This is a genomic window from Microbacterium sp. 1S1, assembly GCF_008271365.1.
Lineage (GTDB): Bacteria > Actinomycetota > Actinomycetes > Actinomycetales > Microbacteriaceae > Microbacterium.
This window is the reverse complement of sequence record NZ_CP043430.1, coordinates 2,610,365-2,625,939: the sequence shown is the minus strand read 5'-3', so window position 1 is coordinate 2,625,939 and position 15,575 is coordinate 2,610,365. Positions and strand designations below refer to the sequence as shown.

The 15,575-nt window shown below is 71.1% G+C and carries 13 protein-coding genes; all 13 read left to right on the top strand.

All coding sequences use genetic code 11. The features are described 5' to 3' along the window. The first annotated feature begins 43 nt into the window (after positions 1-43). The 13 genes from pyrR (at position 44) to FY549_RS12650 (ending at position 15,571) form a co-directional block, all read left to right on the top strand. On the top strand, positions 44-574 hold the full coding sequence (gene pyrR, locus FY549_RS12710; protein ID WP_149085342.1) for a bifunctional pyr operon transcriptional regulator/uracil phosphoribosyltransferase PyrR: 531 nt from the start codon (positions 44-46) through the stop codon (positions 572-574). Continuing rightward, positions 571-1,536 (top strand): aspartate carbamoyltransferase catalytic subunit, encoded by a 966-nt coding sequence (locus tag FY549_RS12705; protein WP_149085341.1) that lies wholly within the window; start codon positions 571-573, stop codon positions 1,534-1,536. Before pyrR ends, FY549_RS12705 begins: the two co-directional genes overlap by 4 nt. Then, entirely contained in the window at positions 1,533-2,837 is a 1,305-nt protein-coding gene (locus tag FY549_RS12700; protein ID WP_149085340.1) for a dihydroorotase, read from the top strand. Before FY549_RS12705 ends, FY549_RS12700 begins: the two co-directional genes overlap by 4 nt. After that, positions 2,834-3,346, top strand: a complete 513-nt coding sequence (locus FY549_RS12695) for a hypothetical protein (RefSeq protein ID WP_149085339.1) — start codon at positions 2,834-2,836, stop codon at positions 3,344-3,346. Before FY549_RS12700 ends, FY549_RS12695 begins: the two co-directional genes overlap by 4 nt. Further along, entirely contained in the window at positions 3,343-4,521 is a 1,179-nt protein-coding gene (gene carA, locus FY549_RS12690) for a glutamine-hydrolyzing carbamoyl-phosphate synthase small subunit (protein ID WP_149085338.1), read from the top strand. Before FY549_RS12695 ends, carA begins: the two co-directional genes overlap by 4 nt. Further along, positions 4,521-7,808 carry a carbamoyl-phosphate synthase large subunit gene (carB, locus tag FY549_RS12685; protein ID WP_149085337.1) on the top strand — a complete coding sequence of 1,096 codons (3,288 nt, stop codon included), beginning with the start codon at positions 4,521-4,523 and terminating at the stop codon, positions 7,806-7,808. The genes carA and carB overlap by 1 nt, the downstream gene beginning before the upstream one ends. Continuing rightward, entirely contained in the window at positions 7,805-8,650 is an 846-nt protein-coding gene (gene pyrF / locus FY549_RS12680; RefSeq protein ID WP_149085336.1) for an orotidine-5'-phosphate decarboxylase, read from the top strand. Before carB ends, pyrF begins: the two co-directional genes overlap by 4 nt. Continuing rightward, entirely contained in the window at positions 8,643-9,554 is a 912-nt protein-coding gene (gene gmk / locus FY549_RS12675) for a guanylate kinase (protein WP_149085335.1), read from the top strand. The genes pyrF and gmk overlap by 8 nt, the downstream gene beginning before the upstream one ends. A 109-nt stretch (positions 9,555-9,663) precedes the next feature. Then, on the top strand, positions 9,664-9,918 hold the full coding sequence (rpoZ, locus tag FY549_RS12670; protein WP_025103490.1) for a DNA-directed RNA polymerase subunit omega: 255 nt from the start codon (positions 9,664-9,666) through the stop codon (positions 9,916-9,918). Between the two features lie 88 nt (positions 9,919-10,006). After that, entirely contained in the window at positions 10,007-11,200 is a 1,194-nt protein-coding gene (gene metK, locus FY549_RS12665) for a methionine adenosyltransferase (RefSeq protein WP_149085334.1), read from the top strand. A gap of 16 nt (positions 11,201-11,216) precedes the next feature. Further along, positions 11,217-13,175, top strand: coding sequence for a primosomal protein N' (locus FY549_RS12660; protein WP_149085333.1), 1,959 nt, complete (start codon positions 11,217-11,219; stop codon positions 13,173-13,175). Between the two features lie 18 nt (positions 13,176-13,193). After that, a complete protein-coding gene (gene fmt, locus FY549_RS12655; RefSeq protein WP_149085332.1) occupies positions 13,194-14,117 on the top strand; it encodes a methionyl-tRNA formyltransferase in 924 nt (307 codons plus the stop codon). Continuing rightward, on the top strand, positions 14,114-15,571 hold the full coding sequence (locus FY549_RS12650) for an RsmB/NOP family class I SAM-dependent RNA methyltransferase (RefSeq protein ID WP_149085331.1): 1,458 nt from the start codon (positions 14,114-14,116) through the stop codon (positions 15,569-15,571). Before fmt ends, FY549_RS12650 begins: the two co-directional genes overlap by 4 nt. Positions 15,572-15,575 lie beyond the last annotated feature (4 nt).

Sequence of the window (15,575 nt, the reverse complement as noted above, 5' to 3'; positions counted from 1 at the left end):
CAACCTTTAACACCGTCCTGTGAGGCGGAGAAGGGAGCGGCTGATGGGAGTGCGCACTGTGCTGCACCAAGCCGACATCTCACGAGCGCTGACCCGGATCGCGCACGAGATCCTCGAGTCCAACCGCGGTGCGGAGAACCTCGTCCTCCTGGGCATCCCGACCCGCGGTGTCACGCTGGGCCACAGGCTCGCCGCTCTGATCAGCGACATCGCGCAGGTCTCCGTCCCCGTCGGATCCCTCGATGTGACGCTCTTCCGCGACGACCTCGCCAAGCACCCGACGCGGTCGCCGCAGCCGACCGAGATCCCCCCGGGGGGCATCGACGGCAAGACCGTCGTCCTCGTCGACGACGTGCTGTTCTCCGGCCGGAGCATCCGCGCCGCTCTCGACGCCCTGCAGTCGATCGGACGCCCCGCCGTCGTCCGTCTCGCGATCCTCATCGACCGCGGTCACCGCGAGCTGCCCATCCGTCCTGACTTCGTGGGCAAGAACATCCCCTCGGCGCGCACCGAGCGTGTCAACGTCCGTCTGTTCGAGAACGACGGAGCCGAGGAGGTGACGATCGGCGAATGAGGCATCTCCTCGACACCCGCACGCTCGACAGGGCTTCCGCTCTTCGTATCCTCGACGTCGCCGAGGACATGGCCGACACGCAGTCCCGCGAGGTCAAGAAGCTCCCCACTCTGCGCGGCAAGACCGTCGTGAACCTCTTCTTCGAGGACTCCACCCGTACCCGCATCTCGTTCGAGGCCGCCGCCAAGCGCCTGTCCGCCGATGTCATCAACTTCGCGGCCAAGGGCTCCAGCGTCTCCAAGGGCGAGAGCCTGAAGGACACCGCGCAGACGCTGGAGGCCATCGGCGCCGACGCCGTCGTCGTGCGGCACCCCGGCTCCGGCGCCCCGCAGACGCTGGCGACGAGCGGCTGGATCTCCGCCGGGGTCGTCAACGCCGGCGACGGCACGCACGAGCACCCCACGCAGGCGCTCCTGGACGCGTTCACCATCCGCAAGCGCCGTTTCGGGGCGGACAGCCGGGGACGGGATCTGTCCGGCGTCCGCGTGACGATCGTCGGCGACGTGCTGCACTCCCGGGTGGCGCGCTCCAACGTCTGGCTGCTCACGACGCTCGGCGCCGCGGTCACGCTCGTCTCGCCGCCCACCCTGGTGCCGCAGAATGTGTCACTGTGGCCGGTCCGCGTGGTCTACGACCTGGACGAGGCCCTCGCGGAAGGGCCGGACGCCGTGATGATGCTGCGCATCCAGCTCGAGCGGATGAGCGCGGCGTATTTCCCGACTGAGCGGGAGTATTCGCGCCGATGGGGCCTGGACGCGCGGCGCGTGGCGGCGCTGCCGGACGGTAGCATTGTCCTGCACCCCGGACCCATGAACCGGGGACTGGAGATCTCCTCCGAAGCAGCCGATTCCCCCCGCTCGACGGTGCTGGAACAGGTGTCCAACGGGGTCTCCGTGCGCATGGCTGTGCTGTACCTGCTGCTGGCAGGGGAACGAGACGACGAACGAGGGGGAGACCTGTGAGCGAGACCCTCGTCATCACCGGTGCACAGTTGCTCGGCGCGGACAGCGCCGACATCATCATCGAGAACGGTGTCATCGCCGAGATCGGAACGGGGCTCAGCCGCACCGGCGCACGGGTGATCGACGCCGCCGGCCTCGTCGCTCTGCCGGGCCTCGTGGATCTGCACACCCACCTCCGCGAGCCGGGCTACGAAGCATCGGAGACGATCCTCACCGGCACGAGGGCCGCCGCAGCCGGCGGCTTCACCGCTGTGTTCGCGATGCCGAACACCTCCCCGGTCGCGGACACCGCGGGTGTGGTCGAGCAGGAACTCGCCCTCGGCGAAGCGGCGGGCTACGCCACGGTGCAGCCGATCGGTGCCGTCACGGTGGGGCAGAAGGGCGAGCGGCTCGCCGAGCTCGGCGCCATGGCCTCCTCGCGCGCCCGGGTGCGCGTATTCAGCGACGACGGTTTCTGCGTGTGGGACCCGCTGATCATGCGCCGCGCGCTGGAGTACGTGAAGTCGTTCGACGGCGTCATCGCCCAGCACGCGCAGGACCCGCGGCTCACCGAGGGTGCTCAGATGAACGAGGGCACCGTCTCGGCGGAGCTCGGGCTCGCCGGGTGGCCGGCCGTCGCCGAGGAGTCGATCATCGCGCGTGACGTCCTTCTCGCCGAGCATGTCGGTTCGCGGCTGCATGTGTGCCATCTCTCGACGGCGGGCTCGGTCGACATCGTCCGCTGGGCCAAGAAGCGCGGGGTCAACGTCACGGCGGAGGTCACGCCGCACCACCTGCTGCTCACCGATGAACTGGTCCGCGGCTACGACGCACGGTTCAAGGTGAACCCGCCCCTGCGCCGCGAGGAGGACGTCCTCGCCGTCCGCGAAGGCCTGGCCGACGGCACGATTGACATCGTCGCGACCGACCACGCGCCGCACCCCGCGGAGCACAAGGCGTGCGAGTGGCAGGCCGCTGCGAACGGCATGGTCGGGCTGGAGAGCGCCCTCCGGGTCGTGCACCAGTCGATGGTGCAGACCGGTCTGCTCTCCTGGGCCGACGTCGCCCGCGTCATGAGCGGGACCCCCGCACGGATCGGACGGCTCTCCGGCCACGGCACGCCGCTCGCGGCAGGGCAGCCCGCGCACATCACGCTGTACGACCCTTCGGTGGACGGCGTGTTCACGGCCGCGGACCTGCACGGGCGCAGCGTGAACTCGCCCTACCTCGGCCGTGAGCTCCCTGGACGCGTGGAGTTCACGGTGCACGGCGGCCTCCTCACGGTCGACGGCGGCGCGGTCGTCGAGGAGCTCGGCGCATGAGCGCACGGGACCTCGCGGTCGCGATCATCATCGTCGTCGCGCTGCTGATCCTGCTCTCGATGCTGTTCGCCTGGCGACGACGAGTGCGGCGCGATGCCGCGTACACGGCCCCGCTCGGCGTGCCGGAGCACGCGGAGGTGATGCGTCGCGACGAGGTGCTCTACGTGTCCACCACGCGGCACGAGCAGCCCCTCGAACGGCTCGCGATCACTCCGCTGGCGTTCCGCGCACGGGGCGAGCTGGCTGTGACCGACCGCGGCATCGCGCTGGCGCTGGACGGTGCCCCCACCGTCTTCCTCGCCGCCGACCGCCTCGTCTCCGTCGACCGCGCGACCGTCACCATCGATCGCGTCGTGGAGCCCGGGGGGCTGGTGCGCATCTCGTGGCGCGTCGACGACGCGACCGTCGTCGACAGTTACGTTCGCCTCACCGGCGGTGACCTCCCGACCCTCATCTCCGACCTGCAGCGGCTGATCCCCGCCGCCCCTGACACAGGAGCAACGTCATGACCCTCTCGACTTCCTCCCCGCAGACCGCCTCGGTCCGCCTCCCTGATCCCGCCGTTCTCGTCCTGGAGGACGGCACCCGACACCGCGGACGTGCCTACGGCGCGCGCGGACGCACCCTCGGCGAGGTCGTGTTCGCCACCGGCATGTCGGGATACCAGGAGACGATCACCGATCCCTCCTACGCCGGACAGATCGTCCTCCAGACCGCCCCGCACATCGGCAACACCGGCATGAACGACGAGGACACGGAGTCGCGCCGCATCTGGGTCGCCGGCTACATCGTGCGCGACCCCTCACGTGTCGTCTCGAACTGGCGCGCGAACGCCTCCCTGGATGACGTCCTCGTCCAGGACGGCATCGTCGGCATCAGCGGCATCGACACGCGTGCGGTCACGCGCCACATCCGCTCGGCCGGTTCCATGCGCGGCGGCATCTTCTCGGGGGCCGACGCCGAGCTCGACCCGGAGGAGCAGCTGCGGATCGTCCGCGAGGCCCCGGAGATGACCGGCCTCAACCTGTCCGCGCAGGTCTCGGTGGAGAGCGCGATCGTGACCCCGGCGGTGGGGGAGCGCATCGGCAACCTGGCCGTGCTCGACCTCGGGGTGAAGCAGGCCACGATCGACAACCTCGCCGCCCGCGGCTTCGACGTCCATGTGCTCCCGCAGGACGTGAGCATCGACGAGATCCGCGCGATCGAGCCCGTCGCCGTCTTCTACTCGAACGGCCCCGGTGACCCCGCGGCCTCGGACGACCACGTCGAGCTGCTGCGCGCGGTCCTCGACGACGGCCTGCCCTTCTTCGGCATCTGCTTCGGCAACCAGCTCCTCGGCCGGGCCCTGGGCCTCGGCACGTACAAGTTGCCGTTCGGCCACCGCGGTATCAACCAACCCGTGCTGGACAAGCAGACGGGCAAGGTCGAGATCACCGCCCACAACCACGGCTTCGCCGTCGAGGCGCCCCTGGAGGGCTCCTTCGACAGCCCGCACGGCTACGGCAAGGTCGAGGTCAGCCACGTCGGCCTCAACGACAACGTCGTGGAGGGACTGCGCGCCCTCGACATCCCCGCCTTCTCGGTGCAGTACCACCCCGAGGCCGCGGCCGGACCGCACGACGCCAACTATCTCTTCGACCGCTTCCGCGACATGGTCATCGCGAACAAGAAGGACGCAAAGTAATGCCCAAGCGCGACGACATCAGCTCCGTCCTCGTCATCGGCTCCGGCCCGATCGTCATCGGCCAGGCCTGCGAGTTCGACTATTCCGGCACCCAGGCGTGCCGTGTCCTCCGCGAGGAGGGCGTCCGCGTCATCCTCGTCAACTCGAACCCGGCGACGATCATGACTGACCCGGACTTCGCCGATGCGACGTACATCGAGCCGATCACCCCCGCGGTGATCGAGACGATCATCGCCAAGGAGAAGCCCGACGCGATCCTGCCCACCCTCGGCGGCCAGACGGCGCTCAACGCCGCGATGTCGCTGCACGAACAGGGGATCCTCGAGAAGTACGGCGTCGAGCTCATCGGCGCGAAGGTGGACGCCATCAAGAAGGGCGAGGATCGCCAGGTCTTCAAGGAGCTCGTGATCGAGTCGGGTGCGGACGTCGCGCGCAGCGTGATCGCGCACACGATGGACGACCTGCTCGCGGGGGCGGCCGAGCTCGGTTACCCGCTGGTCGTGCGCCCCTCCTTCACCATGGGCGGTCTGGGTTCCGGCTTCGCCTACGACGAGGAGGACCTGCGCCGCATCGGCGGCGCCGGCCTCCGCGACTCGCCCACCACCGAGGTGCTCCTGGAGGAGTCGATCCTCGGCTGGAAGGAGTACGAGCTCGAGCTGATGCGCGACACCGCGGACAACACGGTCGTCGTCTGCTCGATCGAGAACGTGGACCCGGTCGGAGTGCACACGGGCGACTCGATCACCGTAGCGCCCGCCCTCACGCTGACCGACCGCGAGTACCAGAAGATGCGCGACATCGGGATCGACATCATCCGTGCCGTCGGCGTGGACACCGGGGGCTGCAACATCCAGTTCGCGGTCAACCCCGAGAACGGCCGGATCATCGTCATCGAGATGAACCCGCGCGTCTCCCGGTCGAGTGCGCTGGCGTCGAAGGCCACCGGCTTCCCGATCGCCAAGCTCGCGGCGAAGCTCGCCCTCGGCTACCGCCTTGACGAGATCCCGAACGACATCACCGGTGTGACCCCGGCGAGCTTCGAGCCGACGCTCGACTACGTCGTCGTGAAGGTCCCGCGCTTCGCGTTCGAGAAGTTCCCGGCCGCCGACGCCACCCTCACGACCACCATGAAGTCGGTCGGCGAGGCGATGGCGATCGGCCGCAACTACGCCACCGCGCTGCAGAAGGCCCTCCGCTCGCTCGAGAAGCGGGGCTCCAGCTTCCACTGGGGTGAGGAGCCGCGCAGCGTCGAGGAGCTGCTCGAGGTCGCGAAGACCCCGACGGACGGCCGGATCGTCACCCTGCAGCAGGCGCTGCGCAAGGGGGCGACCGTCGAGCAGGCGTTCGAGGCGACTGCCATGGACCCGTGGTTCCTCGACCAGATTGTCCTCATCAACGAGGTCGCCGAGGTCATCCGCACCGCCGGCGAGCTGGACGACGCGACACTGCGCTACGCCAAGGAGCACGGCTTCTCGGACGCGCAGATCGCACAGCTCCGGGGCGAGAGCGAGGCCGAGATCCGCGGCGTGCGCCACGGCCTCGGGATCCGTCCCGTCTACAAGACGGTCGACACGTGCGCTGGCGAGTTCCCCGCTCTGACGCCCTATCACTACTCGAGCTACGACGCCGAGACCGAGGTCGCGCCGTCCGAGCGCACCAAGGTCGTCATCATCGGTTCCGGCCCGAACCGCATCGGCCAGGGCGTCGAGTTCGACTACTCGTGCGTGCACGCCTCGTTCGCGCTGTCCGACGCCGGCTTCGAGACCGTCATGATCAACTGCAACCCGGAGACGGTGTCGACCGACTACGACACGTCCGACCGGCTGTACTTCGAGCCCCTGACGCTCGAGGACGTGCTGGAGGTCCTCGACGCCGAAGCCGCGAGCGGTACCATCCTCGGCGTCGTCTGCCAGCTCGGCGGCCAGACCCCGCTCGGGCTCGCCAAGGGCATCGAGGCGGCCGGGTACACGGTCCTGGGCACGAGCCCGGAGGCCATCGACCTGGCCGAGGAGCGCGAGCTGTTCTCGCGACTGCTCGACGAAGCCGGGCTGCTCGCACCGCGCAACGGGACGGCGATCGACGTGGAGGGCGCGGTCCGCATCGCCGAGGAGATCGGCTACCCCGTGCTCGTGCGTCCGAGCTTCGTGCTGGGCGGCCGCGGTATGGAGATCGTCTACGGCACCGACGCGCTGCGCGAGTACTTCGTGCGGACCGCCGGCGAGGTCGTCATCGAGGAGGGCAAGCCGCTCCTGGTCGACCGCTTCCTGGACGACGCGATCGAGCTCGACGTCGACGCGCTGTACGACGGCACCGACCTCTTCATCGGCGGCGTCATGGAGCATCTGGAGGAAGCCGGCATCCACTCCGGCGACTCGAGCTGCACGTTGCCGCCCGTCTCCCTCGGCCGCAGCGACGTCGACCGCGTCCGCGAGGCCACCCTGGCCATCGCTCAGGGCGTGGGCGTGCGCGGACTCCTGAACGTCCAGTTCGCGATCAGCGCCGGCGTGCTCTACGTCATCGAGGCCAACCCGCGCGCCAGCCGCACGGTGCCGTTCGTGTCCAAGGCCCTGGGCATCCCGATGGCGAAGGCGGCCAGCCGCATCATGGCCGGTGCGACGATCGCCGAGCTCCGCGCGGAGGGCATGCTGCCCGAGCAGGACGGCTCGAGGGTGCCGCTGGACGCTCCGGTCTCCGTCAAGGAGGCGGTGCTGCCCTTCAAGCGGTTCCGCACCGCCGACGGCAAGACGGTCGACTCGGTCCTCGGCCCGGAGATGCGCTCGACCGGCGAGGTCATGGGCATCGACCGGGACTTCCCGACCGCCTTCGCGAAGTCGCAGGCCGCGGCCTACGGGGGCATGCCGACCTCGGGAACGGTGTTCATCTCGGTCGCCGACTCCGACAAGCGCGCGGTGATCCTTCCGGCCCACCGCCTGCAGCAGCTCGGCTTCACCATCGTGGCGACGGAGGGCACGGCGGAGATCCTGTCGCGCAATGGCATCGCGGTCACAGTGGTCGAGAAGTACAGCGAGACGCAGGAGTCCGGAGCCCGCAACATCGTGGACCTCATCAACGACGGGGAGATCGACATCGTCGTGAACACCCCGTCCGGAGGGGCGGCGAGGGCCGACGGCTACGAGATCCGTGCAGCGGCCGTCGCTGCGGACAAGGCGCTCTTCACGACCATCGCGGTGCTCGGCGCCGCGGTGAGCGGGATGGACGCCGCGCACGAGGGCTTCCAGGTCAAGAGCCTGCAGGAGTATGCGCAGGACCGGAAGGTCGCGGTATGACGGCACGCTTCGGCGAGCGGGCCAGGGCGGCTCTCGAGACGTACGGCCCGCTCTGCGTCGGCATCGACCCCCACGCCGCGCGCCTGGCGGCGTGGGGGTTGGCCGCCGATGCCGTCGGAGTCCGGGAGTTCGGTCTCCGTGCCGTCGACGCGGCCGCCGGTCGCGTCGGCATCGTGAAGCCGCAGGTGTCGTTCTTCGAGCGGCACGGCGCGGCCGGGTTCGCCGCGCTGGAGGACGTGCTCGCCGCTGCGCGTGCGGCTGGACTCCTCGTGATCGCCGACGCCAAGCGCGGTGACATCGGATCCACCATGGCGGACTACGCCCAGGCCTGGCTGCCCGCCGGCGCGCCGCTGGAGGCGGACGCGCTGACGGTCAACCCGTACCTCGGCGTCGGCGCGCTCGATGGCGCGTTCGCGCTGGCCGAGGAACACGGCAAGGGGCTCTTCGTCCTCGCGGCGACGAGCAACCCCGAAGCCACCGCGCTGCAGCGCGCGCAGACCGCGGACGGCGAGACGGTGTCCGCCGCGGTGGTCGCCGAGGTGTCGCGCCGGAACGCTGCCGCGACGCCCCAGGGGGAGTGGGGGAGCTTCGGCTTCGTCATCGGCGCCACGGTGGACGCGGTGCAGGCCGGGCTCGCGCCGTTCGCACCCTTCGCCCCGATCCTCGCGCCCGGCTTCGGCGCCCAAGGCGCCACCCCCGCGGACCTCGCCCGCCGTTTCGGCCCGATGGCCGCCTCGGTGATCGCGAGCGAGAGCCGCAGCCTCCTCTCCGCGGGCCCGGCGGCCCTCGCCGAGACGATCGCCGACCGCGCCGCCCAGTATCGAGAGGTCAGCCGTGGCTGAGGAACGCCGCACCGTCCCCGAGGTCGACAGGGCTGCCGCGGCGCGCCGCGCGGTCGAGCGACGGCGCGCGAGGGCGTCGCTCAAGCGGGATCTCACGATGCGCGTCGTCACCCCGCAAGCCGTGCTGCATCGTGCGACGGAAGACCCGGACTCGGTCGAGGGTTCCATGCGCATCACCGACTTCCTCCTGGCCCTGCCGGCGATCGGCGCGGGTAAGCGCGACCGGGTGCTGGAGCAGCTCCACATCTCGCCGGTCAAGCGGTTGGGTGGTCTGGGCGCGCGCCAGCGCCGCGTTCTCGAGGAATGGCTGGACGACCGTTTCCCGGTGCCGGCCCCCCGCGATGCGCGCAGCCGACTGCTCGTCCTCGCGGGCCCCACGGCCGTCGGCAAGGGCACCGTGGCGGCGCACATCCGGGAGAACAATCCCGAGATCCATCTGTCGGTCTCCGCGACTACGCGACCCCCGCGCCCCGGTGAGATCGACGGCGTGCACTACTACTTCGTGGACGATGCCGAGTTCGACCGCCTGATCGCCGACGGCGAGCTGCTGGAGTACGCGGTGGTGCACAACCGTTCGCGGTACGGCACGCCGCGGGCGCCCATCGACGCCGCGCTGGCCGAAGGAAAGACCGTGCTGCTGGAGATCGACCTCCAGGGTGCGCGCCAGGTCCGCGACGCCGAGCCGTCGGCAACCCTCATCTTCCTGCTGCCGCCGAGCTGGGACGAGCTCGTGCACCGGCTGGTCGGCCGCGGCACCGAGGACGCCGAGGAACGGGCTCGTCGCCTGCGCACGGCGAAGGTCGAGCTGGCGGCGCAGAACGAGTTCGACCACCTCGTCGTGAACGAGGACGTCGCCACCGCCGCTCGCGAGGTCGTAGACTTGTCTACAAGCTCTGCGCGCTGACCTGATTCCAGGGTCGAGCACCACGCCGGTCCCTGAGCTCGTCGAAGGGTCGCGCGCCCGCAGCACCGTCTTCGCGGCGAATCCCGTCGCCTGATCAGGAGGTCCACCCATGGCCGGACGCAACAACGGCATCATCGATCCCCCCATCGACAACCTGCTGGAGCGCGTCGACTCCAAGTACGAGCTCGTGATCTACGCCGCCAAGCGCGCCCGTCAGATCAACGACTACTACTCCGACCTGCACGAGGGGAACCTCTTCGACAACGTGGGCCCGCTCGTCGACTCCTCCGTCGAGGACAAGCCGCTCACCATCGCTCTGCACGAGATCAACGAGGACAAGCTCCGCCTGCGTCACGCGGAGTGACTCGACGACCGCGCCGCCGCGACGTCGGTGGCGCGGTCCAGAATGGGTGCCAAACCCTTCCACCGTCCGTCCCCGTTCTGGAGCATCGATGAGCGCGCTGCGTCTGTTCACGTCCGAGTCCGTCACCGAAGGGCATCCGGACAAGATCTGCGATCAGATCTCGGACAGCATCCTCGACGGGCTTCTCGAGAAGGATCCGGGTTCCCGGGTCGCCGTGGAGACGCTGGTGACCACCGGTCTCGTCCACGTCGCGGGGGAGATCCGGACGGACGCCTACGTCGACATCCCGACGATCGTTCGGCAGGTCGTGAACGGCATCGGCTACACGTCGTCCGACACGGGCTTCGACGGTGACTCGTGCGGTGTCAGCGTCTCGGTCGGCGAGCAGTCTACCGACATCGCGCACGGCGTCGACAACGCGCAGGAGCACCGCGACGGCTCGTCCGTGGACCCGCTCGACGGCCTCGGCGCCGGGGACCAGGGCATCATGTTCGGCTTCGCGACGAACGAGACCCCGCAGCTCATGCCGATGGCCGCATGGACCGCGCACCGCATCGCGGAGCGGCTCACGGAGGTGCGTCGCAGCGGGCTGCTGCCCTTCCTGCGTCCGGACGGAAAGACGCAGGTGACCCTCGGGTACGACGGCTTCACTCCGAAGACCGTCGATGCCGTCGTGCTGTCGACGCAGCACAACCCGGACATCGCCCAGGACGATCTGAAGGCGCAGATCCGCGAACACGTGATCGACCCGGTCCTCGCCACGACCGGCCTCGACCTCGACGACGTCACCTACTACATCAACCCCGCGGGCCCGTTCGTCACGGGCGGTCCCAAGGGCGATGCCGGGCTCACCGGCCGCAAGATCATCATCGACACGTACGGCGGTGCCGCGCGGCACGGTGGCGGAGCCTTCAGCGGGAAGGACCCCTCCAAGGTCGACCGCTCGGGCGCCTACGCGACCCGCTGGGTCGCCAAGAACGCCGTCGCCGCGGGGCTCGCCGATCGCCTCGAGGTGCAGGTCGCCTACGCGATCGGCGTCGCGCGCCCGGTCGGCCTGTACGTGGAGACCTTCGGCACCGGGCGGGTGTCCGACGAGGCCATCACCCGGGCCATCGACGAGGTCTTCGATCTGCGGCCGCAGGCCATCATCGAGCAGCTCGACCTGCTGCGACCGATCTACGCCCAGACGGCGGCCTACGGGCACTTCGGCCGTGAACTGCCCGACTTCACCTGGGAGCGGACGGACCGGGCCGAGGAGCTGCGGCGCGCTGCCGGGCTCTGACGGAGCCGCGGTCCTGATGTCTCCGGAGAGCCGGCGCATCGCCCGGGTGCTCCTCGAATCACCGCTGCCACAACTCGACCGTCTGTTCGACTACGCCCTGCCGGCCGAACTCGGCGAGGTGATCCCGGGAGTGCGCGTACGCGTCCCGCTGCGCACCGCCGGACGAGTGGTGGACGGTTTCGTCGTGGAGCTGGACGTCGAAGACGACGCGGATCGCCCGCTCTCCGAGGTCGAGAGCGTCGTGTCCTCTGTTCCTGTGCTGCCCGACCGCCTGTATCGCCTGGCTCGGCGGGTGGCGGACCGCGCCGCGGGTTCCGCCTCCGACGTCCTGCGTCTGGTCATTCCGAAGCGTCAGGTGCGCGTCGAGAAGGCCTGGACCGCGGACTCTCCGACGCCGGACCTGGAGCCGGAGGCCCGGGACGAGGCCGCGTCCGTCGTCGGGCTGTACGACGGCCTGCAGGCCGCCCTCGACGGGAGCGGGCGTGCGGCGGTCGAGGCCATCCCGCGACTGACCGATGACACCCCCGGGTGGGCGCGGATGCTGGCCGCCGCCGCCGCGACGATGCTCGGGGCGGGGAAGTCGAGCATCCTCGTCGTGCCCGACCACCGTGACCTCGATCGGCTGCTGGCCGCCCTCCCTGCGTTCGTCCCGGCGGAGGCGATCGCGCGGTACGACTCCCGACAGTCGAACCCGGATCGCTACCGCTCGTTCTTGCGCACGCTCGAGGACGCTCCGTGCATCGTGGTGGGGAACAGGTCCGCCGTGTACGCCCCTGTCGTCGCCGGCCTCGTGGCGCTGTGGGACGACGGCGACAGCCTGCTGGGCGAGCCGCTCGCGCCCTATGTCCATGCGCGCGATGCCGCGCTGTTGCGGCAGGAGGCGGAGGGGTCGGCCCTGCTCTTCGCAGGCCACACACGCACGACCGAGGTCGAACGTCTCGTCGCCCACGGCTGGTTGCAGGACATCCGCGCCGCCCGGCGGGTCCTGCCGCGGGTCGTGCTGAGCACGCCGCAGGAGATGGAGCAGCCGACGGCGCAGCGGATGCCGTCGTCCGCCTTCCTGGCTGCCCGTCGAGCCACCGCGGAAGGGCCCGTGCTCATCCAGGTCTCGCGTCCCGGCTTCGCGCCGTCTTTGGTCTGCGCGGATTGCCGGGCGCCCGCCCGATGCCCGCACTGCGGCGGCCCCCTCGGCGCTCGTCAGCGGGGCGCCGTCCCCGTGTGCGGCTGGTGCGGCCGCGGTGCGAGGGCATGGACCTGCCCCGTGTGCTCCTCCACCCGGCTCCGGCTGGCATCCTCGGGGAGCGAACGGACGGCCGACGAGCTGGGGCGAGCCTTCCCGGGGGTCCGGGTGGTCGTGGCGGACGGGGGGCATCCGGTCGAGCGTGTCGACGAGCGGCCGGCGCTGGTGGTCGCCACCCGCGGCGCGGAGCCGCTCGCCGACGGCGGGTACCGGGCGGTGGTCCTGCTCGACGGCCCGCGCATGCTGCAGGCCCCGGACCTTCGCATCAGCGAAGCCTGTCTGCGGTGGTGGTCGAACGCCGCCGCTCTGGCTGCCCCTGGCGCTCCCATCCACCTCGTCGGCGTGGACGGCGCAGTAGCCAAGGCCCTGGCCACCTGGAACCACGCGGCCTACGCGCGCACCGAGCTGGAACAGCGGGCGCCGCTGCACATGCCGCCGACCGCGCGCGTCGCGCTCGTGGAGGGATCCGCGGCCGCCGTCGCCCGCGCGCTGGAGGCGCTCTCCGAGCTCTCCCTGCCCGCGGACGCGGTGCTCGGTCCCGTCCCCGTCGACTCGGACGACGTCCCCCCGCGGGTCCGCGCACTCGTGCGCTTCGACTACAGCGCGGGAAGCCGCGTCGCGACCACGCTCCGCGCCGCCGTCGTCGCCGAGGCGGTGAGCGGTCGCCGAGGCCGGGTGAAGGCCGCCCGCAGCACGCTCTCGGTCCGCCTCGATATCCTCGATCCAGAACTCTGACCCATCCGGAGAACCTTCATGCGCCTCGTCTTCGCCGGCACTCCCGCCGCCGCGGTCCCCACTCTGCGACGTCTCGCCGCCGAGCACGACATCGCCGCCGTCGTGACACGGCCCGACGCCCCGCTCGGACGGAAACGCGTGCTCACTCCCTCGCCGGTCGCCCAGGTCGCCGCCGAGCTCGGGTTGCCTGTCATCCAGGCGGCGCGGCTCGACGAGGCCGCGACGGCGGAGATCGCGGCCCTGCGACCCGAGCTCGGCGTGATCGTCGCGTACGGCGGCCTCGTCCGCGAACCCCTCCTGTCCACGCCCGACGCCGGCTGGATCAACCTCCATTTCTCGCTCCTGCCGGCGTGGCGCGGCGCGGCTCCGGTCCAGCGCGCGCTGATCGCCGGGGACTCCGTCCTCGGTGCGAGCGTCTTCCGACTCGTCCCCGAACTCGACGCCGGCGACGTGTTCGCGTCCCGCGCCGTCGAGATCTCGGAGACGGCGACGGCCGGCGACGCACTGGAGACCCTGGCGATCGACGGGGCTGCCCTCACCGCCGAGGTGGTGACGGCGATCGCCGACGGCAGTGCCCGCGCCGTTCCCCAGGAAGGCGAGCCGACCTTCGCCGGCAAACTGAACCTCGAGGACGGTCTGCTGGATTTCCAGGAGCCGCTGGACGTCGTGTACGCCCGCTTCCGCGGGGTCACACCGGAGCCCGGGGCGCACACGACCATCGATGGTCAACGGCTGAAGATCCTCGCTGCGCGGCCGGACGACGGGGGAGAGCGCGATGACCTCCCGCCCGGGACCGTGGCGGGGACCCGCTCGGAGGTGCTGATCGGCACGGCCACCTCGCCCCTGGCGGTGACCCGGCTGCAGCCCGCGGGCAAGGGGGCGATGAACGCTGCCGACTGGTGGCGGGGTCTCCAGGGCACGACTCCGGTGGCCGGCTCATGAGCGACGGACGGCGCCGCAACGCCCCACAACGTGAGCCGCGCGCCAGCGGCGGTCGTGGCCCGAGCCGGACCGTGCAGCCCGCGCGGCGAGTGGCCTACGACGTGCTCCGGGCCGTGTCGGACTCCGACGCCTATGCCAACCTCCTCCTCCCGACCGCGATCGCCGAGGCAGGCCTGGAACCGCAGGACGCCGCGCTGGCGACCGAACTGACCTACGGAACGCTGCGTCGCCGCGGGACCTACGACGCGATCGTCGCCGCCGCCGCCGATCGCCCTGCCGACGCGGTCGACCCCGCGGTGCTCGACGCGCTCCGGCTCGCAGTCCATCAGCTCGTCGCGACACGGGTGGCTCCGCACGCCGCGGTGAACGAGTCCGTGAACCTGGTGGCACTCGCCGCGGGTCGCGGCGCGTCCAGCTTCGCCAACGCGGTGCTCCGAAGGATCGCCCGCGAATCACCCGAGCAGTGGCTGGCCCGCATCGAGCAGGCCGCCCGGTCAGACGACGAGCGTCTGGCGCTCCGAGCCGCGCACCCCGTGTGGGTCATCCGGGCGCTGCGGCGCGCCCTCGCTGCCGAGGAGCGGGTGGAGGAGCTGGACGCACTGCTGGAGGCCGACAACGTCTCGCCCGAGGTCACGCTGGTCGCCCTCCCCGGTCTGGCCGATCCCGGGGAGCCGCGACGGCCGTATGCCCCCACCGCTTTCGGCTCTCCCGGCGGGGATCCGCGCCTCGCGATGGGGGCGTCCGAGGGGACCGTCCGGGTACAGGACGAGGGCTCGCAGCTCGTCGCTCTCGCCCTGACGGCGGTGACACCTGTGCGAGCGGGAGAGCGATGGCTCGACCTGTGCGCCGGCCCCGGCGGGAAGACAGCGCTGCTCGCTGCCGTCGCCCGGCAGAACGGCGCGGTCCTGGAGGCGAACGAGGTGGTGCCGACCCGCGCCCGGCTCGTGCGCAACGCGCTGCGCGCCGTTCCGGGAGAGGTCACCGTGCACGAGCGTGATGGGCGGGAACTCGCGGCCGAGCGGCCGGGGGTGTTCGACCGGATCCTCGTGGACGCCCCCTGCACCGGCCTCGGCGCGCTGCGCCGGCGACCGGAGGCGCGCTGGCGGAAGTCGCCGGCTGACGTCGCCGAACTCGTGCCGCTGCAGGTCGGGCTGCTCGCGGCGGCCGTGGACGCGCTGGCGCCAGGAGGCGTCGTCGCCTACGTCACCTGCTCACCCCACCTCGCGGAGACGACCGCGGTGGTCGAGGAGGTGCGGCGCCTGCGTCCTGAGCTCGTCGAACTCGATGCCCGTGCCGTGCTGCGCGGCGTGGCACGGTCGCCGATCGACCTCGCCGACGACGGGCGCTCGCAGACCGGCAGTGTCCAGCTCTGGCCGCATCGCCACGGCACCGACGCGATGTTCCTCGCGCTCCTGCAGCGCCCTCTCGCAACAGACGCCCCGAAGGAAGGCTGAGATC